At 64.4% G+C, this 24342-nt stretch carries 27 protein-coding genes and 1 pseudogene; 12 read left to right on the top strand and 16 right to left on the bottom strand.

The window, feature by feature from the left end; all coding sequences use genetic code 11:
- Nucleotides 1–11: 11 nt before the first annotated feature.
- A pseudogene (locus tag ACXMDY_RS05375) lies at nt 12–194 on the bottom strand (thiamine biosynthesis protein ThiC); the annotation flags it as partial.
- A gap of 122 nt (nt 195–316) precedes the next feature.
- Here ACXMDY_RS05375 and ACXMDY_RS05370 point away from each other — a divergent pair.
- Nucleotides 317–727: a hypothetical protein gene (locus tag ACXMDY_RS05370; RefSeq protein ID WP_457767421.1), complete on the top strand. Its 411-nt coding sequence runs from the start codon at nt 317–319 to the stop codon at nt 725–727.
- Nucleotides 728–833: 106 nt separating this feature from the next.
- Here ACXMDY_RS05370 and ACXMDY_RS05365 read toward each other — a convergent pair whose 3' ends face one another.
- The 6 genes from ACXMDY_RS05365 to ACXMDY_RS05340 form a co-directional block, all read right to left on the bottom strand.
- Nucleotides 834–1883 (bottom strand): linear amide C-N hydrolase, encoded by a 1050-nt coding sequence (locus ACXMDY_RS05365; RefSeq protein ID WP_457767420.1) that lies wholly within the window; start codon nt 1881–1883, stop codon nt 834–836.
- Nucleotides 1884–2434: 551 nt separating this feature from the next.
- A complete protein-coding gene (locus tag ACXMDY_RS05360) occupies nt 2435–3301 on the bottom strand; it encodes a hypothetical protein (protein WP_457767419.1) in 867 nt (288 codons plus the stop codon).
- Nucleotides 3302–3390: 89 nt separating this feature from the next.
- On the bottom strand, nt 3391–4485 hold the full coding sequence (locus ACXMDY_RS05355) for a LysM peptidoglycan-binding domain-containing protein (protein WP_457767418.1): 1095 nt from the start codon (nt 4483–4485) through the stop codon (nt 3391–3393).
- A complete protein-coding gene (locus tag ACXMDY_RS05350; RefSeq protein ID WP_457767417.1) occupies nt 4485–4982 on the bottom strand; it encodes a hypothetical protein in 498 nt (165 codons plus the stop codon). The genes ACXMDY_RS05355 and ACXMDY_RS05350 overlap by 1 nt, the downstream gene beginning before the upstream one ends.
- Nucleotides 4982–6616 carry a DUF4055 domain-containing protein gene (locus tag ACXMDY_RS05345; RefSeq protein WP_457767416.1) on the bottom strand — a complete coding sequence of 545 codons (1635 nt, stop codon included), beginning with the start codon at nt 6614–6616 and terminating at the stop codon, nt 4982–4984. The genes ACXMDY_RS05350 and ACXMDY_RS05345 overlap by 1 nt, the downstream gene beginning before the upstream one ends.
- Nucleotides 6617–7166: 550 nt before the next feature.
- Nucleotides 7167–8201 carry an IS5 family transposase gene (locus ACXMDY_RS05340; protein ID WP_457767360.1) on the bottom strand — a complete coding sequence of 345 codons (1035 nt, stop codon included), beginning with the start codon at nt 8199–8201 and terminating at the stop codon, nt 7167–7169.
- Between the two features lie 141 nt (nt 8202–8342).
- Between ACXMDY_RS05340 and ACXMDY_RS05335 the strand changes: the two genes are divergently transcribed.
- The gene (locus ACXMDY_RS05335; RefSeq protein ID WP_457767415.1) at nt 8343–8864 is read left to right on the top strand and encodes a hypothetical protein; all 522 of its coding nucleotides are present in this window, start codon (nt 8343–8345) and stop codon (nt 8862–8864) included.
- Between the two features lie 95 nt (nt 8865–8959).
- On the top strand, nt 8960–9241 hold the full coding sequence (locus ACXMDY_RS05330; protein ID WP_399243680.1) for an excalibur calcium-binding domain-containing protein: 282 nt from the start codon (nt 8960–8962) through the stop codon (nt 9239–9241).
- 145 nt (nt 9242–9386) lie between these two features.
- Here ACXMDY_RS05330 and ACXMDY_RS05325 read toward each other — a convergent pair whose 3' ends face one another.
- The 7 genes from ACXMDY_RS05325 to ACXMDY_RS05295 form a co-directional block, all read right to left on the bottom strand.
- Complete coding sequence (locus ACXMDY_RS05325; RefSeq protein WP_259701225.1) at nt 9387–9767, bottom strand: sigma factor; 381 nt, start codon at nt 9765–9767, stop codon at nt 9387–9389.
- A gap of 192 nt (nt 9768–9959) precedes the next feature.
- Nucleotides 9960–11621, bottom strand: a complete 1662-nt coding sequence (locus ACXMDY_RS05320) for a phage terminase large subunit family protein (RefSeq protein ID WP_457767414.1) — start codon at nt 11619–11621, stop codon at nt 9960–9962.
- Nucleotides 11618–12136: a hypothetical protein gene (locus tag ACXMDY_RS05315; RefSeq protein WP_259701227.1), complete on the bottom strand. Its 519-nt coding sequence runs from the start codon at nt 12134–12136 to the stop codon at nt 11618–11620. Before ACXMDY_RS05315 ends, ACXMDY_RS05320 begins: the two co-directional genes overlap by 4 nt.
- 5 nt (nt 12137–12141) lie before the next feature.
- A complete protein-coding gene (locus ACXMDY_RS05310) occupies nt 12142–12510 on the bottom strand; it encodes a hypothetical protein (protein WP_259701228.1) in 369 nt (122 codons plus the stop codon).
- 124 nt (nt 12511–12634) lie between these two features.
- Nucleotides 12635–13321 (bottom strand): hypothetical protein, encoded by a 687-nt coding sequence (locus ACXMDY_RS05305; RefSeq protein ID WP_259701229.1) that lies wholly within the window; start codon nt 13319–13321, stop codon nt 12635–12637.
- Between the two features lie 290 nt (nt 13322–13611).
- The gene (locus ACXMDY_RS05300; RefSeq protein WP_259701230.1) at nt 13612–16308 is read right to left on the bottom strand and encodes a primase-helicase zinc-binding domain-containing protein; all 2697 of its coding nucleotides are present in this window, start codon (nt 16306–16308) and stop codon (nt 13612–13614) included.
- Between the two features lie 15 nt (nt 16309–16323).
- Nucleotides 16324–16521 (bottom strand): hypothetical protein, encoded by a 198-nt coding sequence (locus tag ACXMDY_RS05295; RefSeq protein ID WP_259701231.1) that lies wholly within the window; start codon nt 16519–16521, stop codon nt 16324–16326.
- Nucleotides 16522–16624: 103 nt separating this feature from the next.
- Between ACXMDY_RS05295 and ACXMDY_RS05290 the strand changes: the two genes are divergently transcribed.
- Complete coding sequence (locus ACXMDY_RS05290) at nt 16625–18043, top strand: DEAD/DEAH box helicase (protein WP_259701232.1); 1419 nt, start codon at nt 16625–16627, stop codon at nt 18041–18043.
- Here ACXMDY_RS05290 and ACXMDY_RS05285 read toward each other — a convergent pair.
- Together ACXMDY_RS05285 and ACXMDY_RS05280 are read right to left on the bottom strand one after the other, a co-directional pair.
- Nucleotides 18034–18480 (bottom strand): type II toxin-antitoxin system VapC family toxin, encoded by a 447-nt coding sequence (locus ACXMDY_RS05285; protein WP_259701233.1) that lies wholly within the window; start codon nt 18478–18480, stop codon nt 18034–18036. The two genes, ACXMDY_RS05290 and ACXMDY_RS05285, sit on opposite strands and share 10 nt — an antisense overlap.
- Nucleotides 18480–18716, bottom strand: coding sequence for a type II toxin-antitoxin system Phd/YefM family antitoxin (locus tag ACXMDY_RS05280; RefSeq protein WP_259701234.1), 237 nt, complete (start codon nt 18714–18716; stop codon nt 18480–18482). Before ACXMDY_RS05280 ends, ACXMDY_RS05285 begins: the two co-directional genes overlap by 1 nt.
- A gap of 915 nt (nt 18717–19631) precedes the next feature.
- On the opposite strand from ACXMDY_RS05280, the gene ACXMDY_RS05275 reads away from it, so the two are divergent.
- The 8 genes from ACXMDY_RS05275 (at nt 19632) to ACXMDY_RS05240 (ending at nt 23943) form a co-directional block, all read left to right on the top strand.
- Nucleotides 19632–20156 (top strand): VRR-NUC domain-containing protein, encoded by a 525-nt coding sequence (locus ACXMDY_RS05275; RefSeq protein WP_259701235.1) that lies wholly within the window; start codon nt 19632–19634, stop codon nt 20154–20156.
- A gap of 94 nt (nt 20157–20250) precedes the next feature.
- Nucleotides 20251–20970, top strand: coding sequence for a hypothetical protein (locus ACXMDY_RS05270; RefSeq protein WP_259701236.1), 720 nt, complete (start codon nt 20251–20253; stop codon nt 20968–20970).
- Between the two features lie 90 nt (nt 20971–21060).
- Nucleotides 21061–21807 (top strand): hypothetical protein, encoded by a 747-nt coding sequence (locus ACXMDY_RS05265; RefSeq protein WP_259701237.1) that lies wholly within the window; start codon nt 21061–21063, stop codon nt 21805–21807.
- Nucleotides 21804–22049 (top strand): hypothetical protein, encoded by a 246-nt coding sequence (locus ACXMDY_RS05260; RefSeq protein ID WP_094555481.1) that lies wholly within the window; start codon nt 21804–21806, stop codon nt 22047–22049. The genes ACXMDY_RS05265 and ACXMDY_RS05260 overlap by 4 nt, the downstream gene beginning before the upstream one ends.
- Nucleotides 22042–22635, top strand: coding sequence for a hypothetical protein (locus ACXMDY_RS05255; protein WP_259701238.1), 594 nt, complete (start codon nt 22042–22044; stop codon nt 22633–22635). Before ACXMDY_RS05260 ends, ACXMDY_RS05255 begins: the two co-directional genes overlap by 8 nt.
- Entirely contained in the window at nt 22635–22937 is a 303-nt protein-coding gene (locus ACXMDY_RS05250) for a hypothetical protein (RefSeq protein ID WP_259701239.1), read from the top strand. Before ACXMDY_RS05255 ends, ACXMDY_RS05250 begins: the two co-directional genes overlap by 1 nt.
- A 35-nt stretch (nt 22938–22972) precedes the next feature.
- Complete coding sequence (locus ACXMDY_RS05245; protein WP_259701240.1) at nt 22973–23707, top strand: KilA-N domain-containing protein; 735 nt, start codon at nt 22973–22975, stop codon at nt 23705–23707.
- On the top strand, nt 23707–23943 hold the full coding sequence (locus tag ACXMDY_RS05240; RefSeq protein WP_259701241.1) for a helix-turn-helix domain-containing protein: 237 nt from the start codon (nt 23707–23709) through the stop codon (nt 23941–23943). The genes ACXMDY_RS05245 and ACXMDY_RS05240 overlap by 1 nt, the downstream gene beginning before the upstream one ends.
- Nucleotides 23944–24342 lie beyond the last annotated feature (399 nt).

Here is a 24342-nt window from a genome sequence, read left to right as displayed (position 1 = left end):
CTGCCTGCGGTTCAGATAACCGCAGCCTCCCTGGCCTGCTCCTGCGCCTTCAGCACTTCCTCCAGCCCCGCCAGATCCTCATCGGTGATCTTGGTCTGCATCGGGCAGTGCTTCGGCCCGCACATCGAGCAGAACTCGGCCTGCTTGTAGATGTCGGACGGCAGGGGTTCGTCGTGGTAATCGCGGGCATGCTTGTGATGCGGACGGTAGCGGCGGCCTGCTTCAGCGTGCGCGGCGGCGCAAGGGCTGCGCAAGGCGCCGAGGCGCCCCTTGCCCTCCCCGCGCAGTGCTTCGAGGTCCTTTGCCTGGTTCGGCCATGGCACCCATCACGATCTATGCGTCCACGATGAGCGGCATCACCTGGAGGGCCGTCACCGGCAAGGCGGTGAGCAAGCACCTGCTGATGATCGAGATCAGCAAGGCCGGCAAGCACGGGCTGCTGCTGGAAGAGGCCCGGCCCTGGGATGTCACCTGCAAGGTGTGGCGCTGTCCTCGGCCCTCTGGCATCCCGAAGTATCTGTGGGCGCTGCTCGAGCAGAAGCTGCGTCAGATCGAGCCGCTTCAGATGCCTGTCCCTGTGGCGGTTCCTGCGCGCCCCCGGCGTGGGCTGTCCTCCCAGGAGGTCACGCTCTCTGGCCTGGTCCCCTTCCCAGCCTTCCTGGCGATGGAGTTGCTGGAAGCCCACCACCTTGATCTCTATCGCCGGGAGTTCGGCTTCCGCGCCTGATCTCGTCCCGGTCGGGCGGCTGGCGTCAGCTGGCTGCCCTTTCCCCCCTGCTGGCCGGCGCCGGTGAAGGCCAGCAAGCAGGGCAGCAGTGGGATCGTACGGTTCCTTATCGAGTTAATGGCACGAATTTTTCCTTGCCCTTGATGGAGTAAGTAGCGATTCCCTTGGCATTTAGATCCTGAGTCATCAGGTCGATGGAGCGAATCTGACTGTTGTCATAGGTTCTGATAAAGAATCGCCTGGCCTTAAGGTCATTCGCGCTGGTCCAGATCGTGTAATCAGCAACGATATTGCCGTGCTCGTCCTTCTCGTGGTCGCGAGCAACACCCTTGGGTATATCGAACTGGTTCAGAATATGAAATGCTTGCTCCACGGCTGCATTGCCAGTGCCAGACGGCAGAACTGATGCGCTATAAATCGCGGCGCGCACAAACCGCGATGGTGGCGTGAAATCGCCTGGGACACCAAGCATGCCTGAACCCATGCCTAGGGGGGCTAGCTTCACGGGCCCCAGCTTGATCGGGGCGGCATTCGTCACCGAAAGGTTCACATAGTTGCGCAGATTGGTCATGTGCCAGTCAAACGTTGGCGAGTTACTCATGACGCCAAGGGGATTGTCATGGACCTGCAGCTTGCCGCCAACATATTCGATGACAATACTTTTACCCGACGCATCATGCACCACGTAATGAACCGGCGGCGTAAAACCCCACGCTTTGAACGTGACGTCTGCAACGACGATGCTGGCGATGTTCTTGCGCACGTCCTCCACGCTGGCAAAGTTTTCAAGGATCCAAGATCCAACCTGCCAGGGAGCAAGTGTGCGAGAGGCATTGCCTTTCGTGTAGGCCATGTAGCCGGCACTTGTCGGGAAGTAGAACGTTCCAACCGCCAGACCCTTTTCATTCAATCCGTCGAAAAGATAGGGAAGACCTACCCCGTTAGCGCCCACGCTTGCATACTTAGAGCGGTAAGAAAGCCCGGCGGTGCCATCAGGCGTCAGGCCAGTTCTGGCGAAGCCGCGAGGAATGACCAGCACATCCGAGGCAATGTCAAGCCCGAACTCCATTGTTCGTGCGTGCACGACCGATCCATCGGCAGCCGTAAGCCTTATTCCGGTGCAGGCCTGTACCAAAGGGGCCGATGCCAAGACCATTGCGCCGGCGGCAGTGGTAAGTAACGCCCGGCTAATGGCCCGAAACTGATTGAACCTACACATAAAAGCCATTTAGAAAATAGAGAATTGATGATTATGTATAATAATATCTCGTGTCTTTGCAGAGGCAAGAACGACACTTCGACTGTCATCATCTGCAATGGGTTCGGGACGATCCCCTGCTAAACACTGCCAGATCTGCGGCTAGGCCGGGGCGCCTGCGGCCCACCGCTCCACCCGCTCGCGCCTGCTCGGGTGTTGCGCTGCGCCCCGTGGCCGCCTCAAGCAGGCAAGTCGATGTAGGAGGAAGGTCAGCCGACACTGAGTTGATCGGAGCAACGAATTTCCAGATTTTGCGACATTTCCGAAGCAGTACGCGCGCGTTTCTCGTATTCGTGGGTATATCCCCCCCCTTTTATCTACTTCGTTTGATTCGATTGATCGTGAATTGGAGTCCCCCGCCAGGCACTTGATTGTGCGTCGATCAATCTCTCTCAACCAATCGGTTGCACGATGATGCGCTCCGCCCGTGTGGACGGAGCGCGGATGGATCAACGCCGGGCGCCAGCTGGCTTCTTGGCGTAGCTGGCTAGGTAGAGCTCACTGGCGCTCATGCTCTGCAGGTTGGTCGGCTGGCCGTTGCCATCGAACTCAGCGATCACGGTGGCGGGGCCCAGGCCGCCGCGCTGGTTGAACAGGAAGCTGAGCACCGGATGGGTACGGAGCGACTCGATGTGATCGGCGGCATCGAGGTTGCCGTGATCACCGAGCAGCACGTTGCCCTTGGAGTCGATCGGCTCCAGCAGGTCACGGCCGGCTCCGTCCTTGGTGAGGCGGAACTCGCCGCCGACCTGGTGCTTGAAGATCTCAAAGAACGAGCCGCGGTTGTCCCCACCGGCGCGGCCATCGGCGTCAACGAACAACCGCTCCAGCAGGCGTTCCTTGCGCAGGTTCTGCACGTCCTGGAGTGCCTCGTCGCGTTCCTTGGCGGCCGCTTTCACCTTTCGGGCGGCGGCGGCCTCGAGCTGCAGTTCGCGGCTGGCGATCTCGCGCTCCAGCTGCTCCTTCTGCCGCTCGGCCTCCTGCAGGCGCTCGTACTCGTCGGGGTTGATCTTGGAGAACTGGGCGAGCTGGCGCTTGATCGTGCGCAGCTCCCGCTCCAGCTGGTTGGTCTTGCGCCGCTCCGCCTTGAGCGCATCGAACGGCTCGGAGCGGGAAGCCTCAACCTCCTCGCCGGGCTCATCGAGGGGCTCATCTGGGTCGAGGTCGTCATCCTCGAGGTCGTCGTCTTCCGGCTCCGGCTGGGCAGGCGGCTCCTGGTTGGGCCAGTGCTGCGGCTGCGCGTAGCTGACGAGCTGCTGATGCTCGGCGGTCGGTTGCGGCAGGACGCGGAGGTTCTGGGAAAGGCGTTTGGTCATCGGTCCACCCATCACGGCTGTGGTTGAAGCGAGCGCCCCATCCGGGCTGCACTCACCCCAGCTATTGCCACCACCAGCCAGTCACTGGGTCACGGCGTGGCAGGTGGCGGATCCGGCGACAGGTCCAAATCCCAGAGATCGTCAGCCGCATTCACACCCCGCAGGGGCGGCAGGTAGATCCAGCCGCCGGCAGACAGCAAGGTGGCCGGGCGGATCAGCGGCACCTGCAGCACCTGGCCCACGTCCAGCGGATCGGACGGGCGGATCGCCGGCACATCGAGCAGCACCCCAACCGGAAGCGGATCGCTGCGGGGCCAGCGGTCGTAGTCCAGGTTGTAGAGCCGCAGCCAATCCACGGTCGTGTCGTACGCCACGGCCAGGGCCTTGAGCGTGTCGCCGCTCACGGTGGAGTGGCCATCGGCGCGCAGCAGCGACGGGTTGAGCTTGCGCAGGTAATCGACGGTCGTGCCGTAGCGGGCGGCCAGCACGTTGAGCGTGTCGCCCGTGGCCGTGGTGATCGGCCCCTGCTGTGCCAGATCCGGATTCACCGCCCGCAGCGTCTGCACTGTGGTGCCATAGCGCTCGGCGATCAGGTTCAAGCTGTCGCCGCTCTCCAGCACCAGCACACGGTTGGGCTTGAGGGCAAAGCTGATCGCCTCCCCCAGCTCCGGCTGCACCTGCAACCCGATTCCACCAGGCCCATAGGCCTGGCCGATCATCATCAGGCTGGCGCCAGCGAAGACAGCGCGGGGACTGAGCGGCAGCACGCCCGGTGTTTCCAGCAGCGACAGATCACCCAGCCAGCACACCCCCTCGACGGGCACCTGCACGGTGGTTGGCCGCGGTGGCTCGGATGCTGGCGGAACCGGCAGCGGCTGATAGGTGGCCCGCAGACCGGGGGTCTGCCAGGCCTGCTCGGCCGCCAGCCAGTCCCAGGGATTGGACTCGGGCGTGGCGGGCGGGAGCAGGGCGGCGCGGGTGAGGTAGCCCTCGCAGAGGATGTCACCGGTGTCGATGCCGGGGCCGTTGTCGCGGCTGGAGATCAGCTTGGTTTGCTGAATCGAGCAGTCGATCACCTGCCGGCAGACCGTCACCGGGTTCTTGGCGCCGGGATGCTGTTGCTGCTGAAACATCAGGCGAAGGTTGGCGACCTCCTGCAGGGCTGTGACCGGGCTGGCGCTCATCAGGAGCGCAGGAGGGTGCCGGAGAACGGCGTCGGCGCCGGTGCGCACCAGGAGGCCAGGACCGGCAGGATCAGCAGCAGGTTGGACACATGGCCGCGCCGTTGGGCGCCGGGGCTGAGGCCATAGCTGTTGGCGGTGGGTTCGGCGTATTCCGTCGAGACCTCCTCCATCAGCAGCTCGGTGGCGTACTCGATCACATCGAGCTTCTTCTTGGGCAGCTCAGCTGGCACCGGACCGGCGGCCGCTTTGCGGGTCGTCTTGATCACGAAGGGCTCGGCTGGCGTGCCACCAGCGGCCAGGCCCGCATCGATCACGGCGATGGCGTCGAGCGAGGCCTTGGCGCCAGGGATCGCCTCGGGATAGCTGCGCTCCAGCTGGGCCATCGCGTCATTGATGGCCCGCAGAGCAGACGCCGTGACGGGGATCAGAAGGGCGCGGCGGATCGCTTCCAGATCCGACGGACGCCAGGCGTTGGGGTTGGCAGGTGGGCCGCTCATCAGCTCATCTCCGCTGTGGGTACGGCGAACGATTCGGTGGCCGAGCCGCTGATCGGGTTGACCACCCCCGGCGCAGCAGCCAGCGAGAGCTGGTGGCGCAGCTCAGCGGTGCTGATCACGCCGCGCTCGTGGAGCGTGAGCCACTCGCCCACCGTCGGTTGGGGCCGCAGCGGCGGGGTGAGCGGCGTCACGGTGAGCGCCAGACCGGCGCCTGGCATCAGGCTGTCGCCGGTGAGTGAGCACCAGTGCGCCAGCACGTTCTCAAACACCGAGGTCTTCTGGGTGGCTAGCGACTGGAGCAGGGCGTAGGCCTGGCCGGCGGTGAGCGAAATCTCGGTTTCGCTGCGGCCGGCACCCCGATTCTGAGTCGGCACCAGCGCATCACGGCGCATGGTTTCATCCAGCAGGGTCAGGTAGGCGCGGTGCTCGGCGAGCGATCGGGCGCGGATCTCCTTCCAGTTGAAGTCCGCCCCCTCAGGCAGGTCCATGAAGGTGGAGGTGGAGAGCACCAGCTGCTCTGGGGGGCGGGGTTCGCCGTCCTCACTGCGCTGGAAGCCGAACTGATCGACCAGGCCAGAGCGCACCCCCACCGGCAAAGCGCAGCGAGAGAGAAGGTCCTCGTATTCGCTCTTGAGCCGGTAGTGGGTGAGGTACTGGTTGGCGAGGCCCAGGTGGGGCAGATCGCCCTCGCCAAAGGCCGCCCCATCGGCGGCATACCAGACCACCGGCATGGTGTGCTGGCGGGGCAGCAGCAGCGGCGGGCCCAGCCGTTGGGCGGTGTATCCGCTGGCGCCATAAACACTGACGGCCCTTGCGCTGGCCGCCGTGCTGTTGGGCACAGCGGCGAAGGTTTCGACGGCCAGACCGTCATCACCGAGGGTTGCCTGGTGGTAAAGCCAGTCCTCGAGCCGCGGCGCCTCGGCTCCATTGGGTCCCAGACCCACAGGGCCGAGATGATGCACCGGGATGGCGCTGTCGTAGAGCGGCGGCTGCGGCGCCCGACGGTCCTGCCGCCAATTGATCCGATGCGGTGGGCTGTCGGGGCTGGGCAGGTGCCAATCCAGCAGATCACCGCGCGGCACCAGCGACAGGCGCGGCAGCGAGAGGCGATCACCACGGCGGATCGCATCAAGGCGGTGGCCCTCTGATGGCCAGCCTCGCAGGGGCGGCAGCACCAGGATCAAGCAGCCGCCATCACGCAGTACCAGCAGATCGGCGATGAACAGGAACACACCCAGATCGGTGCCGCGCCCATCCACATCGGAGATCACCCGCTGGAGTGAGGGCGGCAGGGCCAGGTACTCCAGGAAGGAGAGCATCCCGGCGTAGGTGCGCAGCGCATCGCGGAAGAAACCGCTCGGGCGGGCGTTCTCCACACGGTTGCGGTAGTTGGCGTCAGGCTCCTTGGCGCCTGGCGGCAGGTAGACGCAGCGACGGCTGGTGCCGCCGGGGGCATCAAGCAGGTTCCAGCAGTCAAAGCAGAGCTGGAGCTGCTCCCGCAGGGACCGGAGGGTGGCATGCTCCCGCCAGGGCTGCACCAGTGGAGCGGTGCCTGCCGCCGCCAAGGCCTGTGCCTCGGGCGGGGAGAGCGGCAGCCACTTGTTGCGGCTTCGGTTGCGACTCCTGGAGGCCAAGCGCGTGGGGCTGCTGTGGACTATTGCCACAAGGGGGGTGGCCCATGGCTGACATCAAACGGCGCCACCCGCCTTCAAGCCGCGTCCACCAGGGGGAGGACAGGACATCCGCTGAGTTGATGCCGGAGCTAATCTTTGCAGTGTCCGACTGGGACACAAACCGTGTTCAGCGGAAAGAAGAGTCTTATCAAATTTAGTTTGCTGAACTGTCGAAAAAGCAAGGGGTAAGGCATGCTTCCACCGCACAAATGGGAAATCGCAGTCTCGGCTGGGTCGTACTATCCAGACCTTACCCAGAACTTTCCTGGCAATGACATCGGACTCAGTTACGAGAACGATCATCTAGGGATGCAGTTCTTTGCCTACTCATGCCACGTAGACGAACTCGACGATCCTGTTCATGTAGCGCAGAGGCTCTAGGGAACCTCGAAATATTGCCACTTTTGAGGCAATATTGAGACGCTGCAAGGAAATCCTCTGCACGTGCAGATGCTCCTGACGACTGGCATCAATTACTTTAAGTCGAGTCGTTTATCTCCCTGTCGAATGATCAGGAGGCCGGCGTTGCCTTTGAGTTGCTATGCAGGTATCGAAGAAAGTTGTAAGTCAGATTACGCAGTCCCCACCAAGCTCTCGTTCTGGCCAATCCAATCCGCCTCGTCAGCTTGCCGCGCATCCAAGTTGTGATTGCACCAAAGACGTGCTCAACCCTTGCCCGCACACTAGATCGTGCCTTGTTGCGCTCCTGGGCTTCTTCGCTCAATGGATGGCAGCGTGAGCCCTTTTCATGAATTCTGCTCTCAAAACCAGCCATATCCAGCAGATCCTCATACCGCACGCCGGCGTAGCCAGAATCAGCCCAGACGAAGTCATCCCTGTTCTCAGGGTCTAGCACCTGTGTAAGCATCTGGCTGTCGTGAATGTTGGCTGGGGTAATGGAAAATCTTCGAATGAAGCCGTGAGTGGCATCAATGCATATGCTGTTCTTGTATCCGTAATGGCTGATGCCATTCTTCTTGACCCAGCGGGCGTCAGTGTCCTTTTGGCGCAGTCGGTTTGGCTTGTTCAGCCACTTCTCTGGGATGGCTCCATCCTTAATGGTCTTGTTCTCCTCCCTTGAGTTTCGCTGTTTGGGAACAGGGACCAGTGTCGCATCGATGATCTGCCCTCCACGGGCCTCCAGTCCCTCGGACCGCAGGTGCTCCTCGAACCGGTCAAAGAGCTCATCGATAACGCCCGCCTTGCGGAGACGCTCGCGGAAGAAGGCAATCGTGGTGGCATCAGGAATGGTGTTCATCACTCCCAGTCCGACAAATTCCTCGAATGAGCGTCTGTCATTGACCTGGAATTCCAGCTCTTCATCGCTGAGGTTGAACAGCTGCTGAAGCACCAGCATCTTGAAGAGGATGAGCGGATCAATCCGTTTCCTGCCAGCATTGCTCTTCCGTTCATGGCTGTAACCCTGCTCCAGCAGGGGCCTGAAGGCTTCCCAAGGAATCGTCTCGGATAGGGTCGCTAACGTAGGCTTCTTCTGCTGAAGCCTGTGGATGCGCTTCTCCTCATCCCAGAATCCACGCTGTCCCATTCAGCTGTATTGAACTGAACCAATTCTATTGCTTATTTCAAAGTCTGTCAGGGAGCGACGTAGATTTTTCGAGGTGCCCTCTATAGCCTGCAACTCCTATTGAATGGTGCCTTGCGCCTCTGCTGGGGCGATATTCATCCAGTGCCAGTCCGCTTTTCGGAGTTCGCGCGAATCAATGGCGGCGGACGACATTCGGTCTACGCAAACATCATCGAAGAAGACCCATTCTATCGAAATTCTGCAATAGATCGAGACCTGAGTGGTTGGAACAATCCAAAGACCAGATGTCCATCGCACCTCCTTAACCTCTCGAAGGCTGACAGCGACTTACGCGCTCTGTTGTTTCTTGTTGGTTTGGTATCAAAAAACTCGCCGCTTGAATGCATTCTTGCCTGGGGCACACTATACAAGATTCTTGACACTGTCAGGTACCATTCAAAGCCTCTACAGTTGTCGCTAGAAGAGTTTTCTGACATCAATAAGATCAATGCATTCACGGCAGCATGCAACAACATGAGCATACTTGGTGTGTATGCAAGACATGGCGCTGCAGGTAATAGTCCGCCCAAGAGAGTCATTACCGACCTAGACGAGGCAATCGACCTGATCATTTCAATGGCTGCCAAGTTCTGCCAGGCGTATGTCAATGTGAAGTATCTCTAAAAACAGGTTCCAGCCGACGTTTCTGCCTCCGCTTCCTCGCGGTAAAATCGCGGCTGAAACTGAGCGCTTATGGTGCACGCAGATTTTTCGACGCAATGAAGAACATCATCTTGCTGCTGTTGCTCGTTTCAGCTGGTTGGTACGGCTACAAGCAGTATCAACTTCGAGCTCAGACCCCTGCCGTGGGTGCTACTGAAGCCGCAGCGTCTGCAGTCCCAGAACTGGCATCTGAAGGGCGATTCAAGTGTGATGGCCGGACCTACTGTTCACAAATGACCTCTTGTGCTGAGGCTACATTCTTCCTGAAGAATTGTCCTTACACAAAGATGGACGGAAACAACGATGGTGTCCCCTGCGAGAAGCAGTGGTGCAAATAGCAAATCACGCCGTCGAATCCAATAAATTATCCATCTCGCTGCAACCTGGCAATCGAGTGGACGCGCCGGGATGCGACTTAATGTTCAGCACGTGCTCTGTCGGTTAACCGATTAGCGTAGGTGTAGCAACTTAAGAGCCAACCTTTCAGTTATCCGGCTGCAGAGCAATCACCTTGATCGAGCAGGCCTCCTGGATCTCCTGCCAGCGCTCGGCCGTGATCCCCAGCCGCTCCGGCACCGCATGGGGCGGCAGCCCCTCCCTCAACAACTTCTGCCCACTGGCGTAGAGATCGCGCCAGGAGGGGGGCACCTTGATCGCAAAGCCGTGGTCCCGCAAGTAGTGGGTGATCTCGCCGTTGGCGTAGGTGCGGGCGTAGGGGCGAAACGAACGCCCGCCCGTGCCATCGAAGCGGGCGGCAGCCTTGAGCAATCCGATCACCGCGAGCTGGCGCAGATCATCGAAGGAATGGGTGGTGCGGCGGGCGAAGTTGCCGGCGATCTTCTCGGCCAGGTCCAGGTGCGCCAAGGCCAGGGCATGGGCTGCAGCGTTCGGGTTGCTCGGCCGGTGTCGACGGGGCCGCGGGCGGCAGTGCCGGAGGCTGAGGGAGAGCTGCTCATCACCCTGGTGGGGCTCCGAGGCAGCGCGTCGGCGGTGGCGAGAGCACCGCTTGGTTGGAGAAGCACCGATCGGGATCGGCAACGCGAGTTGATGCATCGATCACCGCGTCAGCAGCATCGGCAGCGGATCCCGCTTGATGCCCAGGCCACGCCAGTAGCGGGTTTCGAGCCACAGCGCACCGTGGCCAAAGGCATCGACCAGATCCTTGGACCCTTTCGGGAAGCGCGGCAGCTCCTCGGTGAGCTGGCTGGCGCGGGGGTGAAAGCGAACCTGGCCGGCCTCCAGCAGCGGCGCGACGGCATGGGCGCGGAAGGTCTTGCTGCCCCGCGCCGGGATCGGCAGCAGGCCCGGCACCTTGCGCCGCAGCATCTGCAGCACGGCCGGGCCGTTGGCGGCGTCCTCGATCAGCACCGCATCGGGCTTGAGGCCCTGGTGGTGCAGGGCGGCAAGAGAGGAGAGCAGGAAGCGGATCGTCTCCGGCAACCCGAAGCGATGGCGGGCGGCCCAAAGGACCTCGATCTGCAGTTCCTGGGGGCTGGTCTTGCCCTGGCGTCCGGCCCTCTGGGTCTCGGCCTCTTGGGTCTGGCCCCTGTGGGGTTCGGCCTGTTGGGTATCGGTGAACTCCGGCGCCAGCAGCCCCATCAGCACGAAGCCGCAGTGGTCGGAGTCCTCCTCCCCCTTGAAGGACAGATCGCAGGAGAGCACCAGCGGCGCGTAGCGGCGGGGTTTGCTGCGGGGGAAGGGCGGGCGCAGCCACTGGCGCAGGAAGATCGAGCCGGTGGCCGGGGAGGGGCGCTGTTGATAGAGCGCCTGCCACCAGTAGGAGCCAGAGCGGGAACGGATCTTGAGCAGTTCGGAGAGCGGGAAGCGCTCAGGGCAGAGCGCCTCACCGGCGCGGCGCCAGTCGGGCTCGACGGTGCAGGAAGGCGGGAAGGTCTGCCGGTCGGCCGGGAGCTCGGCGATCGCCGGCAGGTTGAGCAGGTGCCAGCCGTGGGGAGCATCGCCACCCTCCTGCTCCAGCAACCAGCCGATCAGATCCTCGTGGTCCCAGCGGGTGAGCACGATCACCTGGGCTGAAAGATTGCGCTGCAGGGCGCCTTCTCCGGCAGCGATGAACTGCGGCTCAGCGCGGAGAAACCAGACCGCCTTGATCCACTCCACCAAGCGCTGCCGCACCCGGGCGGAGCCAGCATCAGCGGGGCCCTTGTAGGGGTCATCGATGATGCCGAGGCTGTAGCCCTTGCCCGTGAAGGGACCATCGACACCGGCAGCGATGCAGCCGCCACGCTCTGGCGTCAGCCAGTTGCCGACGGCGGCGGAATCCTTGGAGAGTGGATTGCCAGTGACGCGGTAGAAGTGCCGCGCCTCGCGCGAATGGGCGTAGGCCAGCTCACCGCTGTAGCTGGCGATGGCGGCGAACAGATGGGGGTGGCGGTAGATGAAGTAAGCGGGGAACAGCTTGGAAACCAGGAGTGATTTCCCAAGCCGTGGCGGGCAGGTGACGATCAGGCGCGAGAGCTGGCCATCGGCGATCGCCTGGAGCAAGGCGATCAGTACCAGCGCCCAGCGGTGGAAGGCGTAGCGGGGGTAGGCCAGGGCAATGAATTGCTCCAGCGAGAGCGGACCTGCGCCAGCGATCAGCTCATCGGGGTCGCGATAGGCCAGCACCCCGGGATCAGCCCAGGGATCCGGGTGATGCGGGCCGTGGAGCAGGCCGCCATCGACAGCGCGCCCAGCCCAGGTGAGCAGCGCCATCGTCATGGCCGCTCCGAATACGGCTTGGCCGGGGCACGCAACATCCCGGCGATCTCTGCGATCACCCGATGGGCACCCACGGCGGCGGAAAACTGCTCGGCGTCCGCTGCCCGACGGGCGCAATCCATCAGGGCGTAGATCTGCTCGGCCTGGTGACGCTTGCGATCCGAGATCAGCTCCTCAACCATGCGTTCGCGCGCGAGGTTGAGATACCTGTTGATCGTCTGACTGTTGTTCACCCCCCAGCTTTCACGACCTTTTTCGTAGATCAACACCAGCGGTATCCGCTGGGCGATCCACAACTGCGCCTCGGCGATGCGACGTTCGACCTCAAGCCGCGAGGGCCTGGGCGGCTGATGGGAGGCGAGGCCTCTGGGCCGGCGGGGAGGATTGGCGTGCCCGATCGGCCTGGCGGGGTCAGTCGGTTCATACAGCGGTTGGCCGTTTTCATCCTCTGCGCTGGCAGCTGAGCGCAATTCCTCGATCGGATCTGGCGTCGGTGGAGCGGACCGGGGCGGCATGGGGCTCAGATCGGCAGTGCCGCTGCTTTCGGGGGGCGGATGGTCCAGAACGGCTTGCCGCGCTTCTCCGTTGCGCTGCCCTGCTGGATTGCCGCATCGCGAGCAGCCTTGAGCTGCTGCTCGATCTGCTGCACGGCCAGCGGGAACTCGTAGTTCAGGCGGCCGGCGTTGTGGCAGAAGGCCCAGTCGTTGTGGGAGAAGGAGGGATCCAGCTCGCCGGCGTCCATCGCCGCGCTGAGCGACTCCAACAGGGGTTCGAGCTCCTGCTCCAGCTGCTTCTGCTGGGCCTTGAGCGCGGTGAGGGCATCCAGCACGGCGTCGATCGCCTCTGGGCCCGGTGCAGAGACAGAAACAGCGGCAGGGGCAGTGGTCATGGCAGCCAGCACAGCAACAAGCAAGCCAGGGAAGTGGAGCCTGGCGATCAGTTAAGTGTATTGGCTCTGTTCTAAGAGCCGCAATCACAGCGGCTGCTAATTCCTATGGTGTTTTCGTTGCTGCTCAGAACGGCCGGCACGCCAGGCAGTAGCGGCTCCAGGCGGCGGCCCAGGCCGCCAGGCACTGCTCACGGCTGTAGAAGGTGCTCGTGAACGCCTCGCCCGGCTTGCTCCAGAGCGTCTGGCCCAGGTCGTAATGGTTTCCCTGAGCGGCCTCCAGCACCATGTAGCCCCCCAGCTGGGCGGCGGTGGAATAGGGGCGGCCATGGGCCGAGAGGGTCTTGAGGTCGTAGAGCACCCGGACCTCGCGGCCCCGACGGTCACTGAGAGCCGGTGACGCATAGGCCCCATCGAAGCCGCCGGCCAGGTTGCGGGTGAGGCAGCAGCTGAGCCGTTCGCTGGCGATCACCTGCACCTCGTCCCAGAGCGGCAGCTGCAGCAGCGGCAGGATCCAGTCCCGGTACCGGTGGTGCCCAGGCAGCTGCTCGACTGCCAGTAAGGCCTGCTCTGCGTTGCGGCCGCCCGAGAAGCGGGCCTGGCTGTAGCGCTCCAGGGCGGCGTGCACGGTGTTGCCGCGTGGTTCCCAGACCGGCCGCTTGGCTTCGATCGCTCTGCGGGCCGTGGCGCTGAGGCCATGGGCCAGGACGCCGGTGATCGACACCGGAAACAGGTGCTCGCCCAGCCAGTAGCGGTGGGCAGCTTCATCCCGCCACAGGCCGGGGATGAGATCAAGCCAGGTGCTCTTCAGCATCGCTGTTTCGGTTGCAACGGCGGGTGACGGTGGACGTCACAACCGAGATCCCTGGCTGGAAGAGGGGTTAGAGCCCCTTGTAACGAGGTAACCATCTGTAGAGGCATAGAAGCTTTAGCAAGCAGCAGAAGAGGGATCACTAGAGAGGGGAATTCCTCTTGATCTCTGTAAGGGGGGCTCTGCCCCACCGGAACCGTCACACCGTTACGCATGCCGCAAACCCAGATGCAGCAATCGTTCTCGGCGTGACCGGCGGTGCTCCAGAGGCTCATGTCGTGACGCATGGTCTGTCACAGGGAGGTGAGGGGGATCGCAACGGCGCGCGTGACCATCCCTGCGCCGCGGAAGCGCACGGGGCCGAAGCGCATGGCTCCAGGCAGCCGTGAGAGCACCACCGGCCAGCTGTTCACCCAGGCGGTATCGGCCAGAAATTGCTCGATCGCCTTGGCGGTGTTGCTCACCAGCAGGCGCTCTGGTTCGGCCCGCAGGCCATGGCGGGCCAGGGTCTGATCGGCCAGGTCCGGTGGGATCTCGATGCAGCTGTCGCGGCAGGTGGCCAGATCCACCAGCTCGCCGATCGTGCGAGTCAGCGGCTTGTCATTGGTCTCCACCCGTATCGGCCGCTGCAGGATCGTCTGGATGCAGCGCCGCTCGTCGGGGATCTCGGTGCTCTGGCTGTAGCTGTCCCACTCGTGGGCCGCGATGCAGAGCTCGGCCTCGGCTTCTGTGGGGGCCACATCGCTGAGCAGCGACCAGGCACCCGCCAGCAGCGTGCCGTACTGATCGCCCAGCCGCTGAGAGTCGAAGTGTCGCGCCGCCGCGCGGGTGAAAACCCCGGCGGCCTGACGGATCATCGGGATCAGGCGTGCGGTGCGTGCGATCAGGCGCCGGCTCAGCTCCGGGGTGATGTGGCGCTCCAGATCACGGTCCAGGGCCGTCCAGTGAGCTTCCCGTTCCTGCTTGGGGATGTCGCTCGGGCTGCGCAGGGTGAGCTGGGCAAAGCGGCTCTTGTCGGCACCCTGTTTGAGGGCGGTGGCGATCGAGCTGAGCAGGAACATCGAGCGCACCCGGTAGCGGCTCACCTCGCCGCTCGGTGAACCCTTGAGCATGGCGGCGCTGCTCTCGCTGCTGGCCACCCGCGCCAGCGAGAGGATGGCCTGCATGCGCTGCTGGTCGCCCTTCTCGTTGCTCTCCGCCTCATCGAAGACCACTGGCACGGCATCGCAGCAGATCGTCTGGCGCAGGCCTGCTTCCGTTGTCGCGCCGCTCACCACCAGGGCGAAGTCCCCGAGCAGCGGCACCACGAAGCGATCGAGGATCGCGCTCTTGCCCGTTCCCGCGCCGGCGGTGAGCCACAGGTGAGGGCGCCAGGGCAGGGCACCGCAGATCGGGCCCAGCACCACCCAGCCGACCAGCAGGGTGCCGGAGGCCGGCACCTCCCAGCGGAAGCGGTTGGCGATGCTCACGATCACGGCCGCGTCCTCCACCGACAGGGGCTCCACGCCGCCAGGCCCCTGGAGGCGTTTGAGGCGTTGGTAGATGTGCCGCGAGGGGAAGGGTTCGGTGATCGGCTGCTCCCCGTCCGGGGTGATCAAGCGGTCGCCGAGGTGCAGCACGGTGCGGCCGTTGTCCCACCAAGCGCCACGGCCGCGGATGCGCTCGGGGGCGAACATGCCGGTGGCAGCGGAGCGCTCGTGCAGGTCGCTGGCCGCCGCCGCCCAGTTCACGCCAGTGCGGCTCGGGTAAAGGGTTTCCCAGTGGCGCAGCGGAGCCAGGGCCACCAGTTGAGTGGCCGTGTGAGAGGAGCGGCCCAGCCGCAGGATCTGGCCGGTGCTGCTGGGCTGGTAGTAGTTCGCCTCGCTGTCGTAGCCAAGGCACTGAAACGGAGCTGCGCCGCCAGTGGGGGGCGGGGGCTCGCTGCCGGAAGCGGTGCTGTCAGAGGCCGCATGACCCGTGCTCCCTTCTGCCTCATCAGCCGGCAAAGGCATGAGCCATGCCTGCAGGCGCTCGGCCGCCTCCGCCGGCGTCCAGTCGGCATCGGCCAGATCCCAGCACTCGGGCACCGTGGCCGGCGGCTCCACCAGCTGCACCAGGCAGCCCTGCTCTTCAAGAAGGGGGGCGAGGCGTTGCATCGCCTTGCGCCCCGGTGCATCGGCATCGGGCCAGAGCGTCACCGATCGCCCCGCCAGTGGACTCCAGTCGGCCTTGGCGGTGGCGTTGGTGCCGTTGGGCCAGCTGATCACAACGTGCTGCGGGAAGAGGAGCGCTGCCGCATCGGCTGTGCCCTCCCCTTCCACCACCAGCACCGGTGCCTCCGGGCGGGCGAACAGGTGATGGAGGCCGTAGAGGGGCCGGGTCGCAGGCCACTCACAGGAGAAGGGGTCGCGGCGGCTGGGCCGGTGCCAGCCGCCATCGAGCCAGACGCGATGCAGGAAGGCCTTGCGACCGCTGCGGCCGCCGCAGAGGCGTTGGATCCAAAACAGCTGGGCGCCGCTGACGTCCCGGTAGCACCACTGTGCGATGGCCCCTTGATCGAGGGCTGGTGGTGGTGCTTCTACTGGCGGGGTTTCGGGCTGCCGCCAGGGCCGGCCGCCATGGCCGGGGAGGCCGGCAGCCGATGCCGCTGCTGGTCTGCCGGATGCGCCATTGGAGGAAGCGCTGGCCTGGGGCCTATGTGGTTGATCAGGTTCAAGCGCCAGGCCCAGATAGCGCTCCACTTCCTCGCAGGCCTGACGAAAGCTCCAGTGGCGGACCCGCATCAGCAGGTCCATTCCGGAGCCAGCGCCGCCCATGTGGTCCTTGCCGCCGCACTGGTTGCAGAACCAGGAGCCGCTGCCATCCCGGTCATCAAAGCGGTAGCGATCCCTGCCTCCGCAGATGGGGCAGGGCTGATGGCGGTTGCTCAGTTGTTCGGGGGGCAGAGCGGCCAGTGCCTCAAGGATTTCGCTCCAGCGGCCACTGGCCGCCGCAAGGACATCGGTGGCCATGGTGATCGCCTCGGGTCAGCGCTGGGCAACAAGCGCGGTCCCGGAAGCAACAGGCAGGGCGCTGCTGGCGCTCTGCTCAGCGGCGATGGCGGCATCCAGCACCTGGCGCAGCGCCGCCGAGCGGCTAAGGGCGCCGTGTCGGCGGCGCTGGTCAAGCCAAGTCAGCTGCTCCTCGGTGATCGAGAAACTCAGGGGCGGAGCAAAGGAGGCCATGTTAGCTAGGAGTTTGCAGTAGAGCCTAAGCGCACAGGGCAAGGCTTGGTAAGTTGAACACTGTCAGCCCGCGCTGATCAGCGCCAAGCATCCAGTCCTCTCCATGGCCCCGATCGTCCTGCGCGACTACCAGCTCCAGCTCCTGGCCGACCTCCGCACCGCCCTGAAGCGGCACAAGCGGGTCTGCGCCGTGATGCCCACCGGCGCCGGCAAGGGCCAGACCATCGGCGCGATCGCCCGCGGTGCGGCCGGCAAGGGCCGCCGGGTGCTGGTGCTGGCGCACCGGGCCGAGCTGATCGAGCAGCTCAGCGCCACGGTGTGGGCCTGGGGTCTGGAGCCCGACCTCATCGTCCCCGGCCATCAGCTCCAGGGGCGGCAGGTGGCGGTGGGCTCGGTGCAGACCGTGGCGCGGCGGCTGGCTCAGCTGCCGGCGCCGGATCTGATCATTCAGGACGAGGCCCACCACCTGGTGGCGGGCAACGTCTGGGGCCGGATCATCAACGCCTGGCCAGGCGCCCACCTGATCGGCAAGACCGCCACCCCCGAGCGCCTCGACGGCAAGGGGCTTGGCGTTGAGGCGGGCGGCTTCTTTGAGGCCCTGGTGCTGGGGCCCTCAGCGGCCTGGTTGGTGGAGCAGGGCTGGCTGGCCCGGCCCAGAGTCTTCTCCTGGCCAGGGGCACGGAACAGCAAACTTCGCCGCCGAATGGGCGACTTCGACCTGGAGCAGGCCGCACGCGCCTTCGGCGATCGTGCCGCCATCGGTGATGCCGTCTCGCACTACAGGCGCAGGCTGCATCCGGCCACGGCGATCTGTTTCTGCTGCACGATCCAGCACGCCGAGCAGCTGGCCGGTGCTTTCCGCGCTGATGGCATTCGCGCCGCAGCGGTCAGCGGCAGCACCCCAGCAGAAGAGCGCAGGCGCCTGATTGCCGGACTGGGCACCGGCGAGGTGCAGGTGCTCACCAGCTGCATGATCATTTCCGAGGGCACCGACATCCCCTCGGTCGGCGGCGCAATCCTGATGCGCCCCACCGCCAGCCTGAGCTTGTACTTGCAGATGGTCGGCCGGGCCCTGCGGTCCGCACCAGGCAAGGGCGAGGCGGTCATCCTTGATCACGTCGGCAATGCCCATCGCCACGGGCTGCCCACCGACGAGCGCGAGTGGAACCTGGCCGGCCGGAAGCGTCGGGAGGGAGTCTCGATTCCAATCAAGGACTGCCCGCTCTGTTTCTGCAGCTGCCCCAGCGCGGCCCAGCAGTGCCCTGACTGCGGCCACCTGTTCCTCAGTGAGGAGCGCGATGAGCAGCGCCGCGGTCTGCAGCAGATCGAGGGCGATCTGGTCGAAATCGTCGCCGGTGCCCACCGGCCCAAGCCCCGCCAACAGCAGCGGCCACGCCGCCGGTCGCCCTCGGCCGGCTGCCGCAGCTTCGAGCAGTTGCAGCAGCGGGAGCAGGAGCGGGGCTACAAACCCGGCTGGGCCAGGCATGTCTGGGCTGCCCGGCAGCGGGGCCTTCAGGCCTGAGTGGAGGTTTCGTCAGCCCCAATCAGCTGGGCATCGAGCCCCAGCTGTTGTGCTGCCAGCACAAACGGGGCATCCAGGCTGCAGAGGGTGGCGCCCCGTCCGGAGGCGATCGCCAGGTGCAGGGCATCGGCCGCCCGCAGGGCCGTGGTCCAGCCGAGCAGACAGGCATTGGCATTACGGAAGTCCTGCGGTTCCACCTCCAGCATCAGAAGACCTGGGGCCAGGCTGCGTTCAAATCCCAGCAGCACCGCCTCGGCCTGCGAGCGGCTCAGGGCCTTCGTGCGCACCTTGAGCCCGAGAGCGGAATGGAGCTCGGTGGCACTCCAAGGGCTGATCGCCAATGGTGCTGTGGCCTGCTCGAAAAATGCCGCTGCGGTATCGGAATGGGCCTCCGGTGTGAGAGCCGCCAGCAGCACGCAGGTATCGACGTAAAGCATCAGGAGCCGACGTCATCCCGCAGCGCGCGCATGGTCTCCACGCCGCTGGTGGCCTGATGGGGCAGGGAGTTCCGCAGAGCCTGCAGCTGGGGCACGAGATCGCGCACGGCATGCCTGGGGACCAGCTCAGCGATGGCCTTGCCGCGTCGGGTGATCACCACCGGCTGACCGCTCTCCACTGCATCGAGCAGGCTCGAAAGCTGAGCCTTGGCTTCCGCCACCGTGACCTGCTTCATGCCGTTGTCCATCTAGATGACCAACTCTAAGCGCGGTCGCGGGGCGAGCCCCAGGCATGTTCATAGGCAGATACGCGCTCGTTTGAAAGCACCGTTATGCACTCCAGTGAGATCAGGGCCAGAGTGATTGCCGTGAGGGATCTCAGGATGGTCATGGTGAAAAGTAGTACCCCCACTCGAACTGCATGACATTCATTCCATCTTCCCCTGGGACCTGACGAGTGTGGGGTCCTTCTCCAAGGTCCACCCATTGGAAAGTGCGAGCTGTTGCATCAGGGAAAAACCCAACCGGGACCCCGCCCTCATGCCAGTGGTTGAAGCTCACCATGCCAATGTCGGGGCACGCTTCAATGATCCGGGCCCCAAGAGAAGATAGGTAGACGGGCGACGAGAGAAGGCCCTGATAAAGCTTGTCAGAGTCTCCCGAGAGGTTGATGTCCAGTTGCTGCGGCCGACCTGGAGGCGCTCCGTAGTAGTACTTCCCGATGGAGGTGCTATCAAGCGTCACTGCTGGATAGACCATCCTCGCTATGCGAGTGCCGTCGTTGGCCCGGTAAGGCGAAAAGAATCCCCGTGACTTTAATTCGGCCTGAACCGAAGACTGGGCTGCTGCGCATGTAACAGATGTGCTCTTCAGCCTGGTGAAGTGGAGTGACTGCGCAAGGACACCGTTGCCCCGGTCCTGCATTCCATAGCATATAATCAGTAATGCAAATATTGGGCGAAGAAAGGTAAGACTCGCACGCGATTGACAAGCCTCAGTATTGCCTGGTCTCCTCCTGGATGACATGCGCGTCTCTCCTACTTAATCAGTGTCGGCGAGGCCCAGCATCCCTGCCTGACCGAGGTCGTGTCTTTCGGGCTGGCATGGCGAGTGCCACGACGTTTCCTGTGCTCAGTCTGGCAACAGGAGGCATGGCCTCCCCCCACAGCGAATACGAGATCCAGCAGCGCATCCGCCTGGCCTGCGGTCATGGGCCGGTACGGCTCTGGCGCAACAACACCGGTGCCCTGGTCGATCAGCAAGGCCGGCAGGTGCGTTTCGGGTTGTGCAGGGGCAGCAGCGACCTGATCGGCCTTCGGTCGCTGGAGGTCACACCTGAGCTGGTCGGCCAGCAGATCGCCCAGTTCGTCGCCCTCGAGATCAAGACGCCCCACGGTGTCGTCAGCGCTGAGCAGCGGGCCTTTCTGCATCTCGTGGAGCAGCTCGGGGGTGTGGCGGCCGTCTGCCGCTCCATCGAGGAAGCGGAGCAGTCGCTCGCCGTGACAAGCCAGCTGCGGCAAGCCACTGATGGATCGGGCAGAACTGCAGAAGCGGCTCAGGCAGCTGGCGCAGGCCCACCCCGGCGAGCACCCCTACACACTGGCTTTGAGACCACAGATGGAGACAGGGATAGCGATCACTGGACATCAAGCCAAGCAGATCCCCTACTGACTTGACCCTGACCGGTTCTGACATAGCAGGACATGACAGGCTATGGCTGTGCCTGCCAAGTATGTCTTAGCTTCCCGCTAAGAACTCGGAGTTCAGAACGTGGCCATCACCTACGCGGAGCTGCTTGAGCGCCAGGAGGAGAACCGTTCTGCATTCGGACGCATGCTGCTGAACTGGCGCAGACGCAACGGCTGGACCCAGTACACCGCCTGCAGCTGGGCTGAGGAGGTTGGCTTCGAGACGATCTCCTACGGCAACCTCTCGGTGATCGAGCAGGGCAAGGCGGGCGAGCTGCGGCAGAAAGCCTTCTGGCAACTGGGAGAACTCAACCGCCGCATCGCCGATGAGGCGTGGGGCGCGCTCAAGGATCAGGCGATCAAGGAGAAGCTGAAGGGCGCGGTTCCCATCGGGGACAACAACTGCCCGATCTGGACACCACTGGAATTCTGGGCCTGCTACTGCGGCCTGCGCGAGGTACCAGATGCGTTCCGAACCACGCCGGCCCCGTCCATCGGCCAGCGCAAGGCCACCGAACTGTCGACCAAGTGGCGCAACCAGCTGCGGCGGGTCGTCGACGAGTGCGAGCTCGAGCCCAGCGAGGCCATCACCGCCCTGGCGGCAGAAGCCAGCGAGGAACACCGCAAGCGCTTCTACGCCGTCCTCACCGGTTTTGGCGACTACAAGCCCGAGGAGCTGGCCCCCCTCTGGATCGAGGGCGACCTGTATCAGCCCAAGCGCTGGCTTGATCAGTGGGAGACCGCCAACTGCCAGCCGCGCAAACCCGGCAGGGGCAAGGGCAAGAAGCCCGTCGCGGCCTAATGGCTAGGAATTAACAGCCGCTGCTAATGCGGCTTTCAGTAAAGAGTTCTAAGATCATGATCAGCGGGCAACCGCCCGATCTGATTCCCCATGGTCACACCAGCCAGGCCCTTGGAGGCCCAGTCTCATCACCCCCCTGAGCAACAGCTCACCCACGCCCTGGCCTGCTTTCAGGCCGAGGTTTCCGCCATCCCTTGCCCCGACCTGGGCGCCGTCGTGGAGGCTGCACGCCCTGCCTTCCGCCAGGGCATCGGCTGGTCCGCCCAACTGGACGAGCAGCAGGGCCGCTCCAGGCTGCAGGTCACGGTGAGGCACGCCGCTGGCGCTGAGCTCAACAGTGAGGCTTGGGCCGGCGAAACCGGCGATCTGCCCGGAATGACCGGCTTGATGCTGGCCATGCTGCTGGGCATTCCTGTGTCTCCAGAGGCTCAGGCTGCAAAGCCCTGTGACAGTGAAGAACTGAGTGGGGCTGACAAGTCTGGCGGCCCACTGACGGCTGTGGCTCGGCCGGAGCCCGATGTTGAGGCACAAGCTTCAGGCCAGCAGGCCGAGGTCCAGGCCGGCAGCAGTGACAGTCCCGATGAAGGTGGCGACCCAGCACTGCTTCCACTGACGCCCGAGGAGATCAGCGGCTACCACCGCCAGGTGCTGGATCTGCCGCCGGCCGTTCGCCGCGAGCTCACCAATGCGTTCCGTGAGCACTTCCAGGTGCCCCGCAGTGCCCGCTCGATAGGCGATCGCATCACCCAGCGCCAGCACGGCGACTTCATCGAGCGCTTCCTCGAGGAATGCCAGGGCCAGGAGCCGGAGGTCGTTCCCACGCCGTGCGCCCCATGAGCCCGAGCCATCGCCCCCGGCCGCCCCGCCGCTATGGCGAGCAGCCGCGCTCAGTGGCTGGCCGTCACTTCATCCAGACCCAGGTGCGCACCGACGTCTACCTGCGGATCCGCGAGCTGATGGAGGCCCGCAACCTCTCCGCCAGCGGAGCGGTGCACCACCTGCTGCGGGAGCGCTTTGGCTTGCCGCCGCTTCCTCCCTTCGATCAACCAACCGTTTCACCGGATTCACACCATGGCTAAGGACCTGTTCCGCACACCCCTCGCCGCCGTGCGCTGGGCCCACCTGATCACCCCCAGGCATCAACTCGACAAGAGCAAACCGCTGGCCTGGACCTGCGACCTGCTGCTGCCCAATAGCGACGAGAGGGCGCAATCCTTCCTGCTGGCGATGGAGGATCAGTTCATCGCCCTGCACGGCAGCCGCAAACGCCGCGCTGAGAAGGGCTTCCCCTGGAAAGCCGACAAGGACAAGCCCAGCGAGCTCACCGTGGTGCGCTTCAAGGTTCCGCAGTTTCAGCGGCGCGACGGCTCCCTCTCCGAGGCCCCCCGCATCGTCGACGCGAGAAAGCATCCCTGGGATGGGGCCGCCATCGGCAACGGCTCGAAGGTGATCGTCGCTTTCGATATCTACGACTGGGACGGGGAGAACGGCTGCGGCATGACCTTTCAGCCGCGGGCAATCCAGGTGGTCGAGTTCGTCCCCTACGAGCAGGTCGATCCCACCGACGGCTTCGACGAGCTCGACGGCTACTCCGCGGTCAACGCATCCACCGGCTCCGGCTCCAGTGACTGGGCCGCCGATGACGACGAGGAGGCACCCTTCTGATGACCCACCTCCACAGTGTCCGCGGCGGTGTTGGCAGCGGACGCCCCCAGGGGGACAAACCCCAGCTGCCGGCCTTCTGCCGCACCCGCCGGCCCACCACCACCGTCTACGTGAGCAGCCTGCGGGACCTGTACCGGCTCTTACTGCTGGTCCTGGTTTTCCAGCTGAGCACCCTGCTGCTGGTGATCGCGGGCCCTGTCCCGCCGCGGCTGACACCGGCCAGCACCACAACCGTTTTCCTCCCCGCTGCCGGCACCGCCGCCGGCGGGGCTTCTTCCGTCACACCGCATCCATACCGATGAACAGCATCGTTTCTTCTCCGGCGCTCTTCGAGTTGGTGACTCGCTCGTGGAACGGGACACCGATCAGTCGCCGGACGACGGATGGCTATGTCAATGCCACGGCGATGTGCAAAGCCAACGGCAAGCAGTGGTCGAAGTATCGCGAGAGCGACCGCTGTCAGACCTACCTGGACGCCCTCGCGGAAACCTCCGGAATTCGGATGTTTGACCTGATCGAGTCGCGCCAGGGCCAGGGCGGCGGAACCTGGGTTCATCCGCAGGTCGCCGTGGACCTGGCCCGCTGGATCAGCGCACCCTTCGCGGTGTGGATGGACGGTTGGTTCTTGGAGAGCGTCCAGCAGGCTGAACCGGCACCGGTGGTGGCACCCCCGCCCAGGCTCAGGGAAGTCGAGGTGATCGCCCTGGTGGAGCGCTCTATCGGGCTGTTCGAGCGGCTCGGCGGGCTGGATCAGCGCGACCAGCTCCTGTTCAAGGACATCGTGCGCAGCAACGTGCTCACCGCCAGCGCGGGGTTGCTGCCCGGCGCCCCTGCCGAAAATGAGTTGACCCTCAGCGATGCCTGGCTGGAGGTGTTTGAGGAGGTGCTTCCGCGCGCCAAGTACCGCTCGGCCGGGATGCTGGTGGCTGGGGTCTATCGCGAAGACTTCGGCCAGGAGCCTCCGCTGCGCCAGCAGTTCGTCGATGGGGCCCCGCGCCAAGTGAAGAGCTACCGCCGCTCATGGCTGATCGACACCCTCAAGCGCTTCCGCGCTCAGCTGGCAGGAGGCTGATGGATTCGCCGACAACACCTGCACGACAGCGGGTCTGGGTGAGCACCGCCGAAGCCTGTGCTGTTCTGGGGATGAGCCGTGAGACCCTCCGCCAGCTGCGGCTGCGGGGGGTGTTGCAACCAGGCAAGCACTACCGCCGCTGGGGCTGCACTGAGGGAAGGGGTCCGTTGCAGTGGCACCTCGAGAACGTGGAAGCCACCATCACCGGTTGGAGCCGGCGCAACCTCCGGCAGTAGGGGGTTGCGCTGCTCACGTGAGTGAGCAAAGGCGCCTTTGAATTTCTGATCAGCGCTCTCGCCTGGGTGTCGCGCAAGGAGGAGCTGGCTGATCAGGGTTGATCTCGATGCCCCTGGGTCGGCCCATCGGCAGGTCATCTGGACGGGGGCAGTCCCCAACCAGCCGTGTGGGCTGTTGCCGTGACCAGCGTCTCCATGTTCCGGAACTGGGCTTCCCACTGCCGCCGGCAGCCGCTCCTGCGGATTCTCCGTGAAAGGGCCCTGCAGCACTGGGCCAAGATCCGAGCCAACTGCCCCAGGCCATGGACCAGAGGCCCATCGGTGGAAGCATGCGCGGGGGCCAGCTGTACGGGCTGCTCGGTGCGGGGCCACCAAGGCATACATCTTGATCAAGCCGCC

The sequence above is a fragment of the Cyanobium sp. ULC082 genome (assembly GCF_977927535.1).
The sequence above is the reverse complement of the archived record's forward strand: the minus strand, read 5'-3'. Positions and strand labels throughout refer to the sequence as shown.